This is a genomic window from Fischerella sp. (assembly GCF_013388695.1).
Classification (GTDB): domain Bacteria; phylum Cyanobacteriota; class Cyanobacteriia; order Cyanobacteriales; family Nostocaceae; genus PCC9605.
Genome location: NZ_JACAEU010000098.1, coordinates 26,593 through 45,629, shown reverse-complemented (window position 1 = coordinate 45,629; position 19,037 = coordinate 26,593). Strand labels below are relative to the sequence as shown.

The following is a 19,037-nucleotide window of genomic DNA, read 5'->3' as shown; positions in this document are numbered from 1 at the left end:
TTATTGCTGGGATTCAATCATTTAATTGCTGCAATGAATCAATTTAAACCTTGTTATGCTTCTGGATAATTTAACTTATTTTCTACTAGCTAACTCCGGAAAGTGACAGAAGAGGGTTAGATGCATTGCGACTACAGCGTGATGTAGGACAAATTGCCAACGAGGTAATTCAACACTTAAGTAGTTTGGTGGGTGCAGAAGTAGAGATTACTTTTGAACTTCAGGTAACTGTTCCCAATGGAGTCCCAGAGAACGTGATTCGCACTGTGACAGAGAATTGTAAGGTGTTGAAATTTACAAACTATGAATTTGAGCAGGAATGAAGTAAAGGGGACTGGGGATTGGGCACTTTACAATCCCCATCCTCAATTCCTCCCAGTCCCCAGTCCAAGCGTCCCCGTGAAACAAAGTATTTACAGCTACATATTATTTTATAACAGTAAATTTTTCAAAAATTGTAATGATTACTATTTTTTAATAACTGACTAATTACTAAAGCAAAATCTCTTGTTCTACCTGTAGATACTGCAACAGCAGACTTTGAAAACAGGTTTATCTTTTTTATTGGTACTGCAACTGTACTGATACGCTATGCAGGATTTACAATTTTGACTGACCCTAACTTTTTTCATCAGGGAGATCACGTACATCTGGGTGATGGAATACGCTCAACTTGTCTGACCAATCCAGCACTTGAGATTGAAAAATTGCCAAGGTTGGATTTTGTTCTACTATCCCATTTGAAGCTGATTGTAATTGAAGCTACAAGTTAACTTGATACTTAAATTCATCCTTTTAGTAGAAGACAACAAGCATTAGAAGCAATTAAAGTGGACATCCGGGCAAAAATGGTGATTTATCAACCATATATGCTTCCAATACTGTATTGCTTGCAGAAGATAGCCCTAGCGACTTAATTTTTGTTAAAACTGGGCGTTGCTGAATCGAGGTATGAATTTTGTAGAAGCAATTCATGAATTGCTTCTACGGCAGTAGATTGTAAATCTGATGTTAACAGTTTCATACTTTGCAATCAGCAACGCCTAAAACTGCTTTTGATTAATGCGCTTAAATCAGGGTTAGCTTGCTTAGACGATGTAAGTGATGTTTAGATTACCTTAATTATGAGACGTATGAACAAAAAATGGACAACAAAGCGAATGACCATAAACTTGGCTTCAGCTGAAGTCGAGAAGCTTGAAAAGTATTGCGATCAAACAGGTAGACCAACAACAGATGTGATTCGAGAACTGATTCGAGGATTACCCACAACCTCGCTAGAGCCGTCTGCTGATGATGGTTTGAGCCTAGAGCTAGGAGACTTTGAAAATTACTGCTCTTCTGGTGTAGAGAATTAACACTAGGTGTATTGTCAGGAGAATTGTCTTTACTATAACAATTCTACATTTACCTGTGGCTTAATTTAGAAACTTTACGAGGCTCTTAATTCTCGTTACCAGCTTGAACCTGATAACGAGGATTTGGAGGCTCTGCCTTGGGGTATTGCATAGGTGTGCAAGACTCCCATGCACCGGGGCGCACAGCAAAGAATGAAAATCTCTCTTCCAATGCCCAATGCCCAACTTTTAAGACAGATGTGGATTTAAGACTGCGATCGCTCTAATGGGTTCGTCAATTAGTTGCAGCGATCGCAGTCGTCTTAATAATCCATTTCAACTTCAACGACTACTCCAAAATCAAAAATCGGTAGGGGGAACTAAAACTCGTCCTGTGTAACCATTATGGTTGTATTGTTCAAGAACTTTTGTTGCGATCGCTCTGCCCTCACTCTTTGCAACTAAAGCCACGCAAGCGCCGCCAAAACCTGCACCCGTGAGCCTTGCGCCAAACACTCCGGGAGTTTTTTGCAACATCTCTACCAGCCTATCTAGTGCAGGAACAGAAACTTCGTAATCATCCCGCAAACTAGCATGGGATGCATTCATTAACCCCCCAAAACGCTGTAGAGATGCCACATGTCGTGTCTCTAAAATTTGCAAAACCTCCAAGACACGGTTATTTTCCGTAACTACATGACGAGCGCGACGCCGCAATAGTTCGGGTAAGTCTTCTGTTGCTTCTAGCTTGGTAATATCTCGCAATGCCTTCACCCCCAGCAACTGTGCTGCCTGTTCGCACTCAGCCCGCCGGTGGTTATATCCGCTACTTGCAAGCGTGCGAGGCACACCACTATCCATCACCACAATCTCTGCTCCTGCTGGGAAAGGTAACACGCGGCGTGACAGCGTACGAGTATCTAGAAACAAGATATGTTCCGTGTCAGCAAGGCTCGCAGCCATCTGATCCATGATGCCGCATTGCACCCCAGCATAGTGAATTTCTGCTTGCTGTGCGAATTGGGCGATTTCGACATTATTGATAGGAAGGTTGAGGAGTTGGCGGATTGCCCGCAGTGTTGCAACTTCCAAAGCTGCACTGCTAGACAAACCTGAACCAATAGGAACCGAAGATTTAACGCACAAATTCAGCGATGGTATCTCGTATCCTTCTTTTTTTAAAACTTGAATACATCCAAAGATATAACTTGCAAAACCAGACGGCGTATGATTGATTTCTAAAATGCTGACTTGCTCATCTAAATTTTGAGAATAAAAGTGGTGCTGTCCATCGTTACTAAACCCGATTTGCACTGTTGTTTTTTGCGGAATTGCGATCGGGAGAACAAAGCCATCATTATAGTCAGTATGTTCACCAAGTAGATTAACCCTTCCAGGAGCATTGGCTTCGGCTTCAGGTGGATTACCAAAGATTTGTTGGAAGTTCATAATGATTTCCTAATAGCATAAACCTCGAATGTATTCATAATTAGGGAATTTGGTTATGATGTGTCGTTCGAGCAAGTGCGATCGCTAATTGGTATGGGCGGCGATCAACTAATGCCCAGAGTGGTACCAGGACTTACGGATAAGGAAGGCGATGGAAGTGCGATCGCCCAACGGCGCAAAGAAATATTTCTCAAACATTATGCACCGAAACTCTCACCAGCCAATGGTGCAAGGCAATTAATACAGCACATGCTGCAAACTGGCTTGCGGCTAATCGTTGCTAGTTCAGCTTCAAATCAAGAAATGGAGGTTTTACTCAAAGCTGCCCAGGTTGACGACTTGCTTAAAGAAACGACGACATCAAGCGATGCTGAAGCGTCTAAACCAGCACCAGATATTGTGGAAGCAGCACTTAGCAAGCTGAATAAGCCGCCTAACCAAGTTTTGATGCTTGGTGATACACCTTACGATATCAAATCTGCGAATATGGCTGGAGTCGGCGCGATCGCACTGCACTGTGGTGGCTTTGACGATGTCACTCTAGCAGGAGCTAAAGCAATCTATGACGATCCCGCTGATTTGTTAGCGCACTATGCCAATTCACCCCTTGGAAAAAATGCGTAAAAACTGAATCAGAGAACTGCCGCAATCATTTTAAATCTGGCTTAATAGAGACTTCTTGATTCAAAGAATTCATATGATTGTTTGTCTTTGAATATAGAAAAATTGTAAACCCAAAACTCAAGCAAGCTCACTTTGAGAGCCATTACCATTAATAAGCACATTAGTAGTTGCCATTACCAACAACCTCTGTCAAATGAAAGGAGCTAAAGTTAAGTTTATTTGTGATTAAGATTACAAAATATTGTACATAAAATAACTTTGAAATGAATAGCTCATCAGTTCAAACTAACAGTAATTAGGCTATTTATGAAATTTATTATCCAAGACAATGAACAAAGCATTCTCAAACTATGGGGATTATCTTTTTACTTTTTACTTTTTACTTCTTAATTCAGTATTTTGCTATTCTTAACAAGGCAACAGCTTGATTAAACACTTCGTGAGTTCAGGCTTATGCAGTATGCAAGCACTGCTTTAATTTTGTTCGGCATATTGCATATTTTTACAAACAGCTTGACAAAATATCCAAATCAAGATATGTGAGATAGACTGAGTAAGTAGGTATGCATAAAACAAACTAGAAAACAAGTATCAAAGAGTTTTTTCGCATATACCCAATACTCCATAGCCTATACCTGACTTTAACGAGTATGAAGTTTATGCTCGCAGATTGACTGAGCAAAAATTTCCGTTAAGGTTTCAGGGGTAACGGCAATGGGAGTGAAATTGTGTTTTTTATTACCCACATTATTGAATATGTGAGGTTGGCGATGAGCGAACAATTGCACGTTAACAAAAAAGCTGGTTCGTTCACTTCTACATCAGGACAAAATGCTTCCTTATCTCCTGATTCTAGTGACGGAATAAGCCTGATTCGTGATTTTGCCCAACTTTTTCGGCTACCAGTTGCTATCCTTGCTGCTTTAGTTGGTTGTGCCACGATCTATGCGCTGAACTCAGCCGCTCCATTATATAAATACCTGCTGACGGCAACTATCTTAATCTGTACACACTCTGCGGCCTGTGCGATCAATGACTATTGGGATATAGATAAAGACCGAATCGATCACCCTGAAAGACCACTGCCATCTGGTCGCCTTTCACCCCAGCAAGTTTGGTGGGCTGCTGTGATTCTGTTTACCTGCGCTCCGATCGCAGCAATTCCTCTAGGAATATATTGTTTTATTCTAGTAGCTGTTAGTACCATCTTGCTATGGAATTACTCGCATCTATTAATCCGTAATGGCATTTTCGCGAATTTTATTGTGGCAGCGATCGCCGCTGCGATCATTTTTCTGGGTAGTTTGGTAGTAGCTCGGCCTTTAGCACTGCTTTACCCCAGTGCTTTTGTATTTTTATATACATTGGCTAAGGAAATTATCTGGGACGTACATGATGCAGCAGGCGATCGCACTCAGGGGATTGTCACCATTGTCAATTCCTGGGGAAAGCGAACAGCTTTCTTAATTGCCTGGGGATTAATTGGCATAGTGGTTGTGTCAATTCCGTTTGCCCTGTTACTGCTGCCGATGGGACATCCTCTGTTGTTTGGAGTCTTCTCTTCAGTAATGTTGCTGTTTGTGGGAATTGCATTAGCACGCTATCAATATCAAGATAGTGTGAGCGCTTACCAAGGATTTGTCTTTTGGGATCGCATAGGTATGTTGTTGGGAGCGATAGGTTTGTTAGGGGCTGCTCCGGCGCTATAAAAGGGGAGACAAGGGAGAGGGGGAAAGGGGAAGAGTGGGAGATAGGGAGGTGGAGAGGTGGGGAGAATATAAAACTGGACTCTCCCCATGACCCCAAGTCCTCATTCCCTTCTAATGTGAAGATTACTGAATTGGTGTTCTAGTAACATATAGTCACTCTTACATTTGAGTAAAGAAACAAGTTAACGAAGTACTAAAGACATATAGCGGTTTACAATCGTGTGCAATACACTCAAATTATGTAATCGCGTCACATGAACAAGTAGCTTTTTGCCAGGTAGCGATTACTACAAGAGGTAATTTAGCTTAGTCAAATTAAGATTTGATTAACATGCCATAAATTTGATTTGCACGTAGTACGTAAAAAACTATTTTGGCGGAGATTAGGCAGCTGTGCGTGAGGATTTACAAGGCTTAGAAATTAGTCAAAATCAACTTCGGGAATTGACTAATTTACCTATTGATTATGAACTAATAATTATTATTAGACCTCTGGAGAGATTTATCAAAAATATTTTTGACAAAATCAAAGGGCCAGAGGGTGTGACTGTAGTATATATCGGTGTCACTATATTAGTTATTAGCTATCTAATATTTGATTTTATTGCCAAAAACTTTACTCCTAGAATGGCACCATCTTGGATTTTATTTTTAGGATTTTGTTTTGGTAGTAGTGTACTAATACAATTACTATTATATCTAATTTGGAGACAAAAAAATAAGATAGTTAAAACTAATATTACACGTTCTCTACAGATTCTCCTCATGGAAGTTGATAGATATAATTCTGTTATTAAAGCGATAGATATTAACGATCAGATAGAAGCAGCCGGCAATCTAGGAGTGACAATTAAAGAAAGAAACAAAGTTATAGAAGCGTTGAAATTGGCGAGAGCGGATTTAGTTCGTGCTTTGAAGACAGAGAGAATCTTGAGAGAGAACAAAAAATTTATTATTAGCAATACTGAATTATTTGCAAATAATCTAGCAGCTTTAACAGCAATGCAAGTAAACGAACAAGCCAGTGAGCATGGAAAATTATTGAACGAGGCTTTACAGATTGCATTAGAAGTACAACATGAAATGGGGAGATTACAGAATCAGCATTAAAATCAATACATCTAGGCATACATAAAAAATATGAGAGAGGAAAGTTATTTTTTCATCATCACTTTAAAAGCCTAGTAATTTTCTATAAAGTTAGCACTTACTATGAACTCAATCATACACTTCTTTAACTGAGGGGTATGAACCATTGTGTAAAATTTTCTCTCTTTTTGTGTCTGTGGAAACATCCTGTTATTAAACAGATAAGAAATGATTTCTGCCTATTTGTCAGATTTTTTTGGATTAACAACTCTATTTTCCTGTTCGTCTTATTGTTGCCTGTAGATGGAAATGAAGAACCTTGGATCGTTAGGGAGCATCTATGATGAACAATGATGAAGGCGATCGCGGTAGTGGCAGATTAGATTGCTAACCAGCCAAACCATACCCCGTCTAGACGTCCATGATGGTGGGGGTATTGCTTGGGAAGCGACAAGATTTTATTTTGGCATTTTGGCAACAATTCGGATTGAATAAAAAGTACATTAAGTGAGCAATCCGTTCTTGCACAAAATTAGCGCGACTTGCAAAAATCTTTTCCCCTGCTTAGCCACAGGGGTCTTTTATTGTGAATTGAATGAAATAATAGTTACATCCTACGTTAGTGCTTGAAAAGCAAATAATCTTAGTTGCACTTATTTGCACACACTAGATAAACACAGAAAATAAAGTGACGGAAATATTTGGTTGCTTTTGGCATTTTGGCACATCTGTAGATTGAAAAATGAGTATTGTAGATACATCATAAATCAAGTGCAAGAGTGTCAAACTACACGATTCCCGGACTCAAAGCCGGGGATTTTTATTTATAGGGAATAGTAAGCTGTAACACCTTAAAATTACACAATTGCTCGTGAGGGTCGTCATTAGTCATTGGTCATTAATAACCAAGGACAAATGACTAATGACAAATGACGATCGCAGTTATATCTCTACCAGAACCTCTACAACCAAGCTAAGCCAGGTTTAACATAAAGAAGTGTTAAACGAATTAGCGAGCGATCGCCATCTGTATGTACTGGACAGAAATCTCTGGTAACTGGGTGTTAATTCCCCGAAATCCTATCGGTATAATTCATTTCCTTGGAGGTGCATTTGTGGCTACAGCCCCGCACATCACCTACCGTTTATTATTGGAAAGCATAGTAGAAAAAGGCTATATTGTCGTTGCTACGCCGTTTGTGAACACTCTAGACCATAGAGCGATCGCTGAGCAAGTACTTCTCAACTTTGAACGTGCTTTGGTACGCTTGGAGGACAGAGGAGCATTAGGCAAAAGCTATCTCCCCATTTATGGTGTTGGGCACAGCATGGGGTGCAAACTACATTTGCTCATCGGTAGTCTTTTCCCAGTAGAACGTGCGGGTAACATCCTCGTTTCTTTCAACAACTACGCTGCACGCGAAGCTATCCCCTTAATAGAACAGTTCAATTCGACATTCCAATTTAATTCTAACTTTGCAGTCGAGTTTACCCCCTCACCCTTGGAGACAAACAAACTCGTACAGGAAAGCTACAACGTCCGCCGCAATTTGCTAATTAAATTTAGCAATGATACGATTGACCAATCAGCAGCTTTAACTGAACTGTTGCAAAAACGCTTCCCAGGCATGGTAACAGTACAAACACTCCAGGGAAATCACCTCACACCCCTAGGGCAAGATGTGAAATGGCAAACGGGCAAGGACTTTAACCCCTTGGATGCTATCGGCCAATGGTTTAGACAAGAAGTATACCGTGATCTGAATCAGCTTAAACGCACTATACTTTTTTGGCTCAACCCAGTGTCATCACTATAATTAGCCGTTTATATTAAAACTGAGTTCGTGCAAACGATTTGCAAACCACCTCACGCGGTGGGATTAGGGGTAAGGGTAAGGGTAAAGGCTTATTTTCCTTTACCCTTGCCCCTTTAACCTTTACCCTAGCGGGAAAGTGCTGCCTTCTACCTTCTTCCTTTTTTTCCAATCCTATGTTTCAAATCCTAGTAATTGATGATGATCCAGCAGTACGGTTACTGCTGAAAAGAATGCTGGAAAGACAGGGTTACAAGGTAGCTGCTGCCAGCAACGGTGAGGAAGGAATTTTACAAGCATTTACTGGGCATCCGGCATTAATTATTTGTGATTGGATCATGCCTGGTATGAATGGACTAGAAGTTTGCCAACGCATTAAAGCAGATCCAAATTTATCCACCACATTTTTTATTCTTTTAACATCTTTAGATTCTGTTGCCGATCGCGTTAAGGGTTTAGATGCTGGCGCTGACGATTTTATCACCAAACCTATCGAACATAATGAATTACAGGCGCGGGTAAGAGCGGGATTGCGCTTGCATCAGTTAAGTCGAGATTTACAAACTCAAAAGCAAATCTTAGAAGCAGAGTTGGCAGAAGCAGCGGAATACGTGCGATCACTTCTACCTGCCCCGATGACAGAACCTTTAAGCATTGATTTTTGCTTCATTCCCTCACGCCAATTGGGAGGCGATTGTTTTGATTATTACTGGCTTGATCCTGATTATCTAGCAATTTACTTGCTAGACACAGCCGGACATGGACTTAGAGCTACTTTGCCTTCAATTTCCGTGCTAAATTTACTGCGATCGCGTGCTCTCAAAAGTCTTAATTACTATCAACCGAGTGAGGTACTCAAGGCGTTAAATGACACATTTCAGATGAATTATCAAAATGATAAATACTTTACTATTTGGTATGGCGTTTATAATCGTGTCCAGCACCAGTTAATATATTCTAGTGCAGGGCATCCGCCTGCAATTTTATTATCAGGTAAATCCACAAATACCATCGAAGTCAAACTTTTAAGAACTCCTGGCATGCCCGTTGGGATGTTTCCACAGGTCAAATATATTGATGGTTTTTGTGAAATAGAAGAAGATAGTAATCTTTATATTTTTAGCGATGGTGCTTATGAAATCACTAAATCTGATGGTACACTTTGGGGTTTAGATGCATTCATTAGAACTCTTGTTAGTTTACAGAATTCTGTTGATTGCCAAATCAACCAGATAATTAAACAGTTAATACTTGTAAACCAAAAAGAGGTTTTTGATGATGATTTATCTATACTTCAAATGAAGTTTAATTAATTTTTACCGAGAATAAATATTAGTATTTATTTACTAAAAATTTATATTAATTTTTAATTGGCAAATGAGTTGAATAGAAAAATATAAGTTTTGATTCTATTCATGCCAGACATTATAGTAAGTTAAGATTATAAATATTTTTATGCATAATTTAGTTGTCAGTTCATAATACATAAAATTAATTAGTCAATTTATTAAATTCATCCTGATTAGGAAAAATTTCAAAAACTTTATCCATACCAGTAAGTTCAAATAAGAGCCTGACCTGCTCATTAATAGAACATAATACCAACTTTTTGTCTGCTGCTCGCAGGACTTTAAATGCTAACACAACAGCCCCAAGTCCAGAGCTATCCATAAAAGTCACATCTTGAAAATCAACTAATACAGTTTTTGCACCACTTTCTATAATTTCGGTAATTTTCTGCCGAAACTCCTGTGATTTACTAGCATCTAGACTTCCACTTGGTTGAATAACTTTGACTGAATGATTTTGCATATTTCAGTATTTGTTAGTATCGTCAATGATGTTCTAAATTTAGCATTATATACCAAGTATAGTTGGTTAAAATCATTGTTGCCATATAAATAAAATATTAAGTAACTCAACAAAAATAAGCTCAAGTCCTAGAAACCTGATCTCTGAAAAATGTATTCTACGTTTAATTAAGTTGTTCTACTTAGTGGTCAATAAATATCTAGATAATTATTTAAAAGATGAAAGTGCATAGCTGAATCTACGTTTGGCGCAGAGGGATAGAAATCACAAACTCAGCACCACTTCCTGGTTGTGAAATACATTCTAAGGAACCACCATGTCTTTCTGTAATAATCTGATAGCTAATAGAAAGTCCCATCCCTGTCCCTTTACCTATGGGTTTAGTAGTAAAGAAGGGGTCAAATAAACGCTGTTTAACAGTCTCTGGTATTCCCGGGCCGTTATCTACAATCTTAATTTTTACTTTATTATCGGTAGTTAATAGCGTGCAAATACGAATTTGTGGCGTTGTCATGTGTCCTACCCTGTGGGAAGCCGAAGAAGGCGCGAGTGCGTTCCACGCCACGTGCTTGATGCCCCCGTCCACCGCAGTGGCTCCTCTGTTGTAGCATCTGCCGTTCATTTGTTCTTTTTTGTCTACCAAAGACAAACGATCGTTGACTAATGACTCTTCTAATGCATCAATAGCATTGGTCAAAATATTCATAAATACCTGATTGATCTGTCCAGCGTAACACTCCACCTTTTTCCAAAACACATCTGCTTGTTCTTTTGGGAAGAAGTCATAATCTGACTTGCCAAGTAGTTTTTCCTGGCTAACTCCCATGAACTGACAAAAGGCATCATTGAGCAGTACCCAGCGATGTTGGTGGTCTTTGACAAAGACTGGATCGGATATGGCATTGACGACCTGGAGTAAAAATGCAGCCCAGAAGCTTTCTTGCTGATGTGTTTGGGGACTATTACTTATCGTCTGGTCTTTGTTCATGCCCAAATACTTTTAGTTAAGTTTGCCGCCTAACTTTCTGTAAGGTTAAGCTGCTACAGCAACTGATTCACTCTCATTAGTATTCCCAGATTTTTTCATCTCTCAACATTGGGCATGTTATTTTATTTGTTGTTTGTTGCTTGGTGTTTGTTAGTGATTACCAATTAAGTTTATTTGTTGCGACCTACTTAACAATTATTGAAAATGGCTGAATTTTTTGCTACCTATGGCTCCTTAATAGTTTCTATGGTATTAGGGGCGCTGCTAGGGCTTTCACTGTATTTACCACTGATGGCTGGGCAGTTGTCATTAGCTAGTCCTGGATTTTATGCTTTAGGTGGATATATAGCAGCAATTCTTTCTACAACACTTTTCACCTCCACCGGCGATTCATTTCCGATCGCGCTATTGTTGTTGGAAATGTTAATTGCTGGTTTAGTTTCTGGTTTATTGGGTGTAGCGGTGGGAATTCCAGCATTGCGGTTGCGGGGAATTTATTTAGCGATCGCCACCATTGCTTTTGTAGAAGTTCTGCGCGTTATCTCCCTCAATTTGGATATTACAGGTGGTGCAGTTGGGATTTTTGGCATTCCCCAACCTTTCCAAACGCCAATAGAATATTTGTGGATTGCTCTACCATTACTAATAATTAGTATGGTTTTAATCTACCGTCTAGAACGCATCCGCGTAGGTAGAGCTTTAACTGCCATTCGTGAAGATGAACTGGCAGCAAGTGCAATGGGAATCAACCCAACTTACTATAAAGTTTTAGCATTTACATTAGGAGCAATTTTAGCAGGGGTTGTTGGTACTATTAGTGCCCATTTTCTCAATACCTGGAATGCCCGTCAAGGTACATTTGATGCCAGTATTATTTACTTAACTTTTGTCTTAATTGGTGGTTCCAGAACTTTTTTGGGAGCGGTAGTAGGCGGTATGTTATTTACAGCCTTACCAGAAGTATTGAGAAGCATCGCCGATACAGGTGGTTTACCCGATTGGTTAGCTCAGTTTCTAAGAGATGGTAGATTAATTATTTTTGGTTTACTGATAGTTGTGGGAACAATCTTTTTCCCCCAAGGACTTGTTACTCCAGATATTTTTAAACGGCGCAAACTTCGGACTAGACAAAGCAGCAAGCTCTAAACCGTCATTGGTCATTAGTCATTAGTCCTTTGTAAATACATAATGAATAATAACCCATGACAAAGGACGACCATTAGAGTAAATATGCAACGCTTATTGATTGATCAGCTTACCACGCTAAACAATGTCAGACGATACATTATCTAACAGCAGTGTTATTTTAGAAGCAAAAGCTCTGACTCGCCGCTTTGGTGGTCTAGTAGCAGTGAATAATATATCTTTTACCGTTAACAAATATGAAATTTTTGGATTGATAGGCCCTAATGGTGCTGGTAAAACAACTTTATTTAATTTAATTACGGGCTTAATTCCTCCTTCAAGTGGACAATTAACTTATCAAAATCAAGAAATCTCTCAACTGCGTCCCCATCAAATTGCCGCTTTAGGGATTGCTCGAACCTTCCAAAATATTCGCTTGTTTGGTGAACTTTCAGCACTAGAAAATGTCATTATTGCTCGACATTTGCATACTCATAGTAATATGTTCACTGGTGTTCTGGGAGTGGCACCAGCACCCGCAGAGGAACGCAAAAGTAAGCAGAAAGCTTGGGAATTACTAGAATTAGTTGGTTTGCAAGAACGTACCGAAGAAAAAGCTAGAAACTTTGCTTACGGCGATCAAAGGCGCTTAGAAATTGCCCGTGCATTAGCCTTAGAACCACAAGTCTTACTCCTCGACGAACCCGCAGCAGGGATGAACCCCAGCGAAAAGCAGCAACTCAGTGAGTTTATTCGCAACCTGCGCGATCTCTTTCATTTGACGGTAATTCTGATTGAACATCACGTTCCTTTGGTGATGGGATTGTGCGATCGCATTGCTGTTTTAGATTTTGGTCAGTTAATTGCTTTGGGTGAACCGACAGCGGTTAAAAATAATCCAGCTGTAATAGAGGCGTATTTGGGAACTGAATAATTTATATTAACCACCAAGGCACTAAGACACTAAGAAAACATACTAAATATTTAATCAATTACAGATGAATACCGATGAAATTCAGAGAAATACCCAAAAATATCCTGTTTTAGAAATTAAAAATTTATATGTTAACTATGGTGGTATTCAAGCTCTTCAAAATATTAATTTAGTTGTTAATAATAGCGAGGTAGTTACTCTTATTGGTGCCAACGGTGCTGGCAAAACTACTACTCTCCGGGCAATCTCCAAAATAATTAATCCTAAAAGTGGCGAGATTATCTATAGTGGCCGCAACATTGTCCGCCGCCAACCTCACGAAGTTGTGCAACTGGGTATCGCCCATTGTCCAGAAGGACGGAGAGTATTGGCGCGACAAACTGTTTATGATAATTTGCTCTTGGGTGCGTATATTCGTTCTCGTCAAGCAGAAATAAAAGCTGATATACAGCGTCAATTTGAGATGTTTCCACGTTTGGCACAAAGACGCAATCAACTAGCAGGAACCCTCAGCGGTGGTGAACAACAAATGTTAGCTATTGCCCGTGCTTTGATGAGTAAACCAAAACTTTTGTTATTGGATGAACCAAGTTTAGGTTTAGCACCAGCAATAGTTCGGGAAATTTTTACTATTATTGAAAATTTGCGTGCTACAGGTGTGACTATCCTCTTAGTTGAACAAAATGCTAACCTTGCTTTACAAATTGCTGATAGAGGATATGTTTTGGATGCAGGTTCGATTACTTTAACAGGTGCAGCCTCGGAATTAATCGCTGATGAACGAGTCAGAAAGGCTTATTTGGGGTAGTTCAATAATTGAAGATTTGGGAGGCTAATACACATGGTACAGCTACCAACAAAAACCCTGACTTTGGAAGAGTTTCTCAAAATGCCAGAAACTAAACCAGCAAGCGAATACATTAACGGACAAGTCATTCAAAAACCAATGCCTCAAGGAAAGCATAGTATTATCCAGGGCGAATTAGTCAGTGCTATTAATGCTGTGGCGAAGTCAAAGAAAATTGCCCTTGCTTTTCCAGAGTTGCGGTGTACCTTTGCTGGACGTTCAATCGTGCCAGATATAGCAGTTTTCGCTTGGGAGCGAATTCCTATAGATGAAAATGGAGATGTAGCGAATGTGTTTAAAGCTGCTCCCGATTGGACTATTGAAATTTTATCACCAGAACAAAGTCCGACGAAAGTTACTGGTAATATTTTACATTGTCTAAAACACGGCTGTCGTATGGGTTGGCTGCTTGATCCAGATGAGCGATCGCTTTTAGTTTATCCATTAGGGCAGCAACCAGAAATCTTACAAGAGGAACAAGATATATTACCAGCTCCTGATTTGGTTAGTAACCTGCAAATAACTGTAGGGCAGTTATTTGGATGGTTGAAGTTGTAGGTTAATGAGACACAATCAACTTAAAATGATGGCTCTAAACTTGTCAAATTCTTTAAATCCTTGAATTTCCCAACATGAGATGATATTTACTTTGCAGTCCGCCAAGTGTATCCCCTTGGGAATCAACCCATGAGTCAAATCATCTGGATCGCCAGACACGCTAATCGCCTCGACTTTGTTAACCCTGATTGGTTTCTGACAGCACAGAGACGCTACGATCCACCTTTATCTGAAGATGGTTTCATACAAGCAAAGCAGTTAGCTAATCGCCTAAAAAGAGAAAAAATAGCCCATATTTTTGCTTCTCCTTTCCTACGAACTGTACAAACGGCAAATGCAGTTGCAGAAGTTCTTGATTTGCCAATTAAACTGGAAACAGGATTAAGCGAATGGCTGAATCCTGCTTGGATGACGGAAGAACCAGACAGACTATCTACTCCAGCCTTGGCAGAATTATTCCCTAGAATAGATACTAGCTATACATCCCGCATTGCCGCTAAATACCCAGAAACTCAACAACAAGTGCGATCGCGTTCCGGGCAAACCGCCAGATGTTTGGCGATGGAATTTTCTCCAGACAATATTTTGCTGGTAGGGCATGGTGCATCTGTACTAGGAGCAGCTATGGGGCTTGTTGGTGAAATTGCTGTCACAGAAGTCAAGGCTTCCTTATGTAGCTTAGTGAAAGTTGTGCGCCAACACCCAGAATGGTTGCTAGAAGTAAAGGGAGATACTTCTCACTTAACGCAGGTAGAGGAATTTGTTCGATTTAATTAACAGATAATAACTAATGGCTAAATAATAATCAGCCATTAGCTATTATTAGCCTCCACAAAAAACTAAGTTAATTTCGCTACACCTTATGACATTAATATTAGCAGGAGACATTGGTGGTACAAAGACCATTCTGCGACTGATGGAGGAATCCGAACCACCTCTTTTACGTACCATTTATGAAAAACGTTACCGCAGCGGTGATTTTCCCGATTTAGTGCCAATAGTACAGCAGTTTTTGGGAGCAGTGAATACACCAATACCACCAAAAGCTTGTTTTGCGATCGCCGGGCCTGTGGTTAACAATACTGCCAAGCTGACGAATTTGGCTTGGTTTTTGGATGCCGAACGTCTGCAACAACAACTAAATATTGCCTCTGTCTCCTTAATCAATGATTTTACGGCTGTTGGCTATGGCGTTTTGGGTTTGGAAGCACAAGACTTTTACACTCTCCAACCTGGCAAACTCAACCCGGAAGCACCGATAGCAGTCATTGGTGCTGGCACTGGGTTAGGACAAGGATTTTTGATTAAACAGGGAAAATTTTATCAAGCCTTTCCCTCTGAAGGTGGACACGCTGACTTTGCCCCCCGTAGGGAGTTAGAGTTTCAGTTGTTGAAATACTTGTTGGATAAACATGATATCCAACGTGTCTCTGTGGAAAGGGTAGTTTCTGGGTTGGGAATTGTTTCTATTTACCAATTTTTGCGCGATCGCAAAATTACTGACGAATCACCAGATATCGCAGAAATCGTCAGAACTTGGGAACAAGAAGCAGGAAAGCAGGAAAAAAGTGTAGATCCTGGTGCTGTTATTGGTACTGCTGCGGTGCAAGGACGCGATCGCCTTTGTGAGCAAACGATGCAATTATTTGTAGAAGCTTACGGTGCAGAAGCAGGAAATCTTGCTCTCAAACTCCTGCCTTATGGTGGTTTATATGTTGCTGGTGGAATTGCTCCGAAAATTCTCCCGTTAATCCAAAACGGTGAATTTCTTTTCAATTTCACTCATAAAGGTAGAATGCGTCCTCTCCTAGAAGAAATACCGATTCATGTTGTAATTAATCAACAAGTGGGACTAATTGGTGCTGCAATCTATGCATCTAGATTATAGCAGTAATACTTAGGTTATCAACGCTCTTTTTACACAATTTCACTGGTGCTGTTTTGCATGTCGCTAAGTTATAACGAACTAGCGACATACGTAATTTCAGCACTAATAAGAGCAAAAACTATGACCAAAAGAGTGTTGTTACCCTTCATGGCCGCTACTTTGATATGTAGCGTTTTTACACCAGTCGAAGCACGCCCACTCAAACGCCCGGTTTCTCCAACAAAACCAGCTCCTACTAAACCGATTAAGTCACAGTTACAACAGTCGCAATGGAAGCTATTTAACGCCCCAGATGGTAGTTTTACCGTCCTGATGCCAGGAATGCCAAAAACTATGACCCAAACCCAAAAAACCTATATGGGGGAAATTAACGTACAGGTATTTGTTGGTCAATTTGCTAATCAAGAAGTGGCGTATGTAGTAGCATACAATGACTTTCCCTATAGCTATGGTCAAATGGCAAATCCCCAAGAAGTACTCAACAATGCCCGAGATATGGCTATAAAAACTACGCAAAGTAATTTAATTCAGCAGCGTCATCTTCGCAGTTCTAATGGTCATCTTGGGAAAGAAATTGAGTATGTAAATTCTGGCGGCAAAATTACTAAAAATCGCATGTATTTTGCCGAGGGACGCTTGTATCAAGTCATGGCTATTACTACTAAAAAACAGCACAAGACTTTATCTAAAACTATTAATGGGTATTTAAATTCCTTCCAATTAGTATTGAAAAAGTAGACTTAACTTAAAAATAGGGATTGGGGATTGGGAATTGGGGATAGGTGAAAATTATGAATGATGAATGCTGAATGCTAAAAATTTCATAATTCATAATTCATAATTCATAATTCATAATTTTATGCCCCATTGCCCTGACCTAGGCGTCAAAGCTGTCGATTTCAAACTCACAAGCTCTAGAAACTTGTTCTGCTGTAAATGGCTCAAAAGAGACTAATGGTAACAGAGAAGGGTCTTGGATAAGCTCTTTTGCCAATAAGAAACCTGCAACTGTCCAGGTTTGATATTTTCTGGCTTGCTTGCCAATCAGTCTTCCCTTCTTACCATCGTAATACTCTGGCCATTCATCATCTTTGAGGCGTGCTTGAGCAATTTCAATCGCCCTTTCAGCAAGACATACTCTATTAGTTTTCACAGCCGCGGCTGCCAACATCCACATTAAGACAGGCCAATTGCCGCCGTTGTGATACGACCAGGGTATATTTTTAGGGTCGCAGCCAGTGATAATTCTATATTCCTCATGTTCCAATGCTGGGAAAGTGATTTTCATCGGCATATCTCCTACCAAGTCTTCCCAGCGCTTCTCGATCAAATTCATAATGGCTTGCGACTGTTCTTCACTAGCAAGATCGGAAATAATCGCTACCAAGTTTCCTAATGTAAAAAAGCGAGTATCAAGCTGTGATGGGCCAACATTTCCTGCTAGATAACCACCTTTTTTAGGTAGCCATCGATCTAACTCATAATAGGGAAGCGAATCTACATATATATTGAATTGATTGACTGCTCCTTTGCCATATTCTTCACCCTTGTAACGATAAATAGCATTGAGGCGATTTAAGTCTATCCAATAATGCTTGCGAATATGAGCACTCAGAACAGGTAGGCGGTTATCAATAGCTGTAACAATATCTTCATTACCTTGGCAAATTAGTAGTTCGCGAGCAGCGCGTAATGCAGTATAAAACAGAGACTGAATTTCTAAAGGATGCCCATAGATACCTAAGCGACGGTCAATCATACAAGCGCCATCTGGAACTAACAGCGTCGGATACATATCAAAACGCGTTGCCAGAGACAGTTCCAAAATTAGCCTGATACCGTTTTGGAATTCAGGCTGATACGCCAATGAGTAGTCTTTTGTAGCAGCTACATAAGCACGTAACAAAATCATCCACCAAAAACAAGAATCTACTGGTGTTACTCTGGCGATCGCGTGTTCTCCAAAATCAGCTTCTAAATATTCTTCACCATTATGAGATACAACTTTGAAGCTGGCTGGTATCATGCCTCGACCTGGTTTATAGGCATCCAATTGGTTCTCTTTTGGCTGTAACTTTAAAGTTTCTTCTAGAAAGTTGCGGACAATCTCTGTTCTACCTTTGATGAGAAACAATAGCGCCGAAGAAACAAAATCTCTAATAAAGCATTGGTCGTAATTGACTGCGTCTACTGTGCCATCAAGGGCTGCTACCGTCCCAACTGGACGACCTTGATAGTACATAATTGACTTTTCTAATGTTTCCCATGCCTCTATTTCTACATTTTTAATTGTTATTAGGTCTTCGAGTTGCATTGTTAGAATAGCTCCATATAGAATTTACATTTTGCTTAGATAGTAGATGCACATTGATTGATTAATTCCACTATTTTCATCATAGCAATATCATTTTTATGAATAATAACTATGAGAAAATACTGCATCAATAAAAGCTTTTACTGCACTATTTGAGCAGCTTTATTGATAAATTTATGCTTTTACTTATTCACTTTGGGCAATTAAAAAATAAGCAAAAAGCTTATTTATGCTATGGCATCAAATAAATTACACGTCTAAGTCAAATTAAATAACTTTGAAGGTTTAATTTTTATGCTTCACCATAAAAACATATGTATGTACTATTTAATTTTTTTGCCAAGTAGAATTATATTTAAGTAAAAGTACTTAAATATTATTGTGAGCTGACTTGGAGCGTAAATGAAATGCTTAACTCACATAATAAAAAATTATAACGAATTTTCACAAGATGCAACATGAATTTTAAAAAATATTTTGACTGTTTTTTTAGATAAATGTATTGTATCTTACTTCATACAAAATCACTCACTAATTATAAATAGCTAG

Annotated in this window: 19 protein-coding genes; 15 read left to right on the top strand and 4 right to left on the bottom strand. The window is 39.5% G+C overall.

The annotated features are described in order from the left end of the window. The first annotated feature begins 125 nt into the window (after positions 1 to 125). The 3 genes from HXY43_RS13410 (at position 126) to HXY43_RS13400 (ending at position 1,624) form a co-directional block, all read left to right on the top strand. Entirely contained in the window at positions 126 to 323 is a 198-nt protein-coding gene (locus HXY43_RS13410) for a hypothetical protein (RefSeq protein ID WP_290883670.1), read from the top strand. An 810-nt stretch (positions 324 to 1,133) separates the two neighbouring features. After that, positions 1,134 to 1,358, top strand: a complete 225-nt coding sequence (locus tag HXY43_RS13405) for a hypothetical protein (RefSeq protein ID WP_051470043.1) — start codon at positions 1,134 to 1,136, stop codon at positions 1,356 to 1,358. Between the two features lie 137 nt (positions 1,359 to 1,495). Further along, positions 1,496 to 1,624: a hypothetical protein gene (locus HXY43_RS13400; RefSeq protein WP_290883669.1), complete on the top strand. Its 129-nt coding sequence runs from the start codon at positions 1,496 to 1,498 to the stop codon at positions 1,622 to 1,624. Between the two features lie 73 nt (positions 1,625 to 1,697). On the opposite strand, the gene galK is transcribed toward HXY43_RS13400, so the two are convergent. After that, positions 1,698 to 2,786, bottom strand: a complete 1,089-nt coding sequence (galK, locus tag HXY43_RS13395; protein WP_290883668.1) for a galactokinase — start codon at positions 2,784 to 2,786, stop codon at positions 1,698 to 1,700. Positions 2,787 to 2,822: 36 nt separating this feature from the next. Here galK and HXY43_RS13390 point away from each other — a divergent pair, with 36 nt between their 5' ends. From HXY43_RS13390 to HXY43_RS13370, 5 genes are all read left to right on the top strand, one after another. Continuing rightward, positions 2,823 to 3,410 carry an HAD family hydrolase gene (locus HXY43_RS13390; RefSeq protein WP_367161483.1) on the top strand — a complete coding sequence of 196 codons (588 nt, stop codon included), beginning with the start codon at positions 2,823 to 2,825 and terminating at the stop codon, positions 3,408 to 3,410. A 728-nt stretch (positions 3,411 to 4,138) separates the two neighbouring features. Then, the gene (locus tag HXY43_RS13385) at positions 4,139 to 5,119 is read left to right on the top strand and encodes a geranylgeranylglycerol-phosphate geranylgeranyltransferase (protein ID WP_290883667.1); all 981 of its coding nucleotides are present in this window, start codon (positions 4,139 to 4,141) and stop codon (positions 5,117 to 5,119) included. 393 nt (positions 5,120 to 5,512) lie between these two features. Then, positions 5,513 to 6,229, top strand: a complete 717-nt coding sequence (locus HXY43_RS13380) for a hypothetical protein (protein ID WP_026733577.1) — start codon at positions 5,513 to 5,515, stop codon at positions 6,227 to 6,229. 1,010 nt (positions 6,230 to 7,239) lie between these two features. After that, the gene (locus tag HXY43_RS13375) at positions 7,240 to 8,025 is read left to right on the top strand and encodes a DUF1350 family protein (RefSeq protein ID WP_290883666.1); all 786 of its coding nucleotides are present in this window, start codon (positions 7,240 to 7,242) and stop codon (positions 8,023 to 8,025) included. A gap of 173 nt (positions 8,026 to 8,198) precedes the next feature. After that, positions 8,199 to 9,335: a SpoIIE family protein phosphatase gene (locus tag HXY43_RS13370; RefSeq protein ID WP_026733579.1), complete on the top strand. Its 1,137-nt coding sequence runs from the start codon at positions 8,199 to 8,201 to the stop codon at positions 9,333 to 9,335. 178 nt (positions 9,336 to 9,513) lie between these two features. Here HXY43_RS13370 and HXY43_RS13365 read toward each other — a convergent pair whose 3' ends face one another. Further along, the gene (locus tag HXY43_RS13365; RefSeq protein ID WP_290883665.1) at positions 9,514 to 9,834 is read right to left on the bottom strand and encodes an STAS domain-containing protein; all 321 of its coding nucleotides are present in this window, start codon (positions 9,832 to 9,834) and stop codon (positions 9,514 to 9,516) included. Between the two features lie 238 nt (positions 9,835 to 10,072). Then, the gene (locus HXY43_RS13360) at positions 10,073 to 10,822 is read right to left on the bottom strand and encodes an ATP-binding protein (RefSeq protein ID WP_290883664.1); all 750 of its coding nucleotides are present in this window, start codon (positions 10,820 to 10,822) and stop codon (positions 10,073 to 10,075) included. Positions 10,823 to 11,026: 204 nt separating this feature from the next. Here HXY43_RS13360 and HXY43_RS13355 point away from each other — a divergent pair, with 204 nt between their 5' ends. From HXY43_RS13355 to HXY43_RS13325, 7 genes are all read left to right on the top strand, one after another. Further along, positions 11,027 to 11,968: a branched-chain amino acid ABC transporter permease gene (locus HXY43_RS13355; RefSeq protein ID WP_290883663.1), complete on the top strand. Its 942-nt coding sequence runs from the start codon at positions 11,027 to 11,029 to the stop codon at positions 11,966 to 11,968. 124 nt (positions 11,969 to 12,092) lie between these two features. Then, positions 12,093 to 12,881, top strand: a complete 789-nt coding sequence (locus HXY43_RS13350) for an ABC transporter ATP-binding protein (protein ID WP_290883662.1) — start codon at positions 12,093 to 12,095, stop codon at positions 12,879 to 12,881. A 64-nt stretch (positions 12,882 to 12,945) separates the two neighbouring features. Further along, a complete protein-coding gene (locus HXY43_RS13345) occupies positions 12,946 to 13,689 on the top strand; it encodes an ABC transporter ATP-binding protein (protein WP_290883661.1) in 744 nt (247 codons plus the stop codon). 33 nt (positions 13,690 to 13,722) lie between these two features. Beyond that, the gene (locus HXY43_RS13340; protein WP_290883660.1) at positions 13,723 to 14,286 is read left to right on the top strand and encodes a Uma2 family endonuclease; all 564 of its coding nucleotides are present in this window, start codon (positions 13,723 to 13,725) and stop codon (positions 14,284 to 14,286) included. A 129-nt stretch (positions 14,287 to 14,415) separates the two neighbouring features. Further along, positions 14,416 to 15,063 carry a histidine phosphatase family protein gene (locus HXY43_RS13335; RefSeq protein ID WP_290883659.1) on the top strand — a complete coding sequence of 216 codons (648 nt, stop codon included), beginning with the start codon at positions 14,416 to 14,418 and terminating at the stop codon, positions 15,061 to 15,063. Between the two features lie 85 nt (positions 15,064 to 15,148). Next, a complete protein-coding gene (locus HXY43_RS13330) occupies positions 15,149 to 16,174 on the top strand; it encodes a glucokinase (protein WP_290883658.1) in 1,026 nt (341 codons plus the stop codon). A gap of 120 nt (positions 16,175 to 16,294) precedes the next feature. Beyond that, the gene (locus HXY43_RS13325; protein ID WP_290883657.1) at positions 16,295 to 16,912 is read left to right on the top strand and encodes a hypothetical protein; all 618 of its coding nucleotides are present in this window, start codon (positions 16,295 to 16,297) and stop codon (positions 16,910 to 16,912) included. 139 nt (positions 16,913 to 17,051) lie between these two features. Here HXY43_RS13325 and HXY43_RS13320 read toward each other — a convergent pair whose 3' ends face one another. Further along, complete coding sequence (locus HXY43_RS13320) at positions 17,052 to 18,488, bottom strand: glycoside hydrolase 100 family protein (RefSeq protein WP_290883656.1); 1,437 nt, start codon at positions 18,486 to 18,488, stop codon at positions 17,052 to 17,054. Positions 18,489 to 19,037: the final 549 nt, after the last annotated feature.

Bases quoted from the DNA above. Each gene is read 5' to 3' on its own strand.
- HXY43_RS13405 (WP_051470043.1), top strand. From the start codon at position 1,134: ATGAACAAAAAATGGACAACAAAGCGAATGACCATAAACTTGGCTTCA.
- galK (WP_290883668.1), bottom strand. From the start codon at position 2,786: ATGAACTTCCAACAAATCTTTGGTAATCCACCTGAAGCCGAAGCCAAT.
- HXY43_RS13375 (WP_290883666.1), top strand. From the start codon at position 7,240: ATGTACTGGACAGAAATCTCTGGTAACTGGGTGTTAATTCCCCGAAAT.
- HXY43_RS13370 (WP_026733579.1), top strand. From the start codon at position 8,199: ATGTTTCAAATCCTAGTAATTGATGATGATCCAGCAGTACGGTTACTG.
- HXY43_RS13365 (WP_290883665.1), bottom strand. From the start codon at position 9,834: ATGCAAAATCATTCAGTCAAAGTTATTCAACCAAGTGGAAGTCTAGAT.
- HXY43_RS13360 (WP_290883664.1), bottom strand. From the start codon at position 10,822: ATGAACAAAGACCAGACGATAAGTAATAGTCCCCAAACACATCAGCAA.
- HXY43_RS13355 (WP_290883663.1), top strand. From the start codon at position 11,027: ATGGCTGAATTTTTTGCTACCTATGGCTCCTTAATAGTTTCTATGGTA.
- HXY43_RS13350 (WP_290883662.1), top strand. From the start codon at position 12,093: ATGTCAGACGATACATTATCTAACAGCAGTGTTATTTTAGAAGCAAAA.
- HXY43_RS13345 (WP_290883661.1), top strand. From the start codon at position 12,946: ATGAATACCGATGAAATTCAGAGAAATACCCAAAAATATCCTGTTTTA.
- HXY43_RS13340 (WP_290883660.1), top strand. From the start codon at position 13,723: ATGGTACAGCTACCAACAAAAACCCTGACTTTGGAAGAGTTTCTCAAA.
- HXY43_RS13335 (WP_290883659.1), top strand. From the start codon at position 14,416: ATGAGTCAAATCATCTGGATCGCCAGACACGCTAATCGCCTCGACTTT.
- HXY43_RS13330 (WP_290883658.1), top strand. From the start codon at position 15,149: ATGACATTAATATTAGCAGGAGACATTGGTGGTACAAAGACCATTCTG.
- HXY43_RS13325 (WP_290883657.1), top strand. From the start codon at position 16,295: ATGACCAAAAGAGTGTTGTTACCCTTCATGGCCGCTACTTTGATATGT.
- HXY43_RS13320 (WP_290883656.1), bottom strand. From the start codon at position 18,488: ATGCAACTCGAAGACCTAATAACAATTAAAAATGTAGAAATAGAGGCA.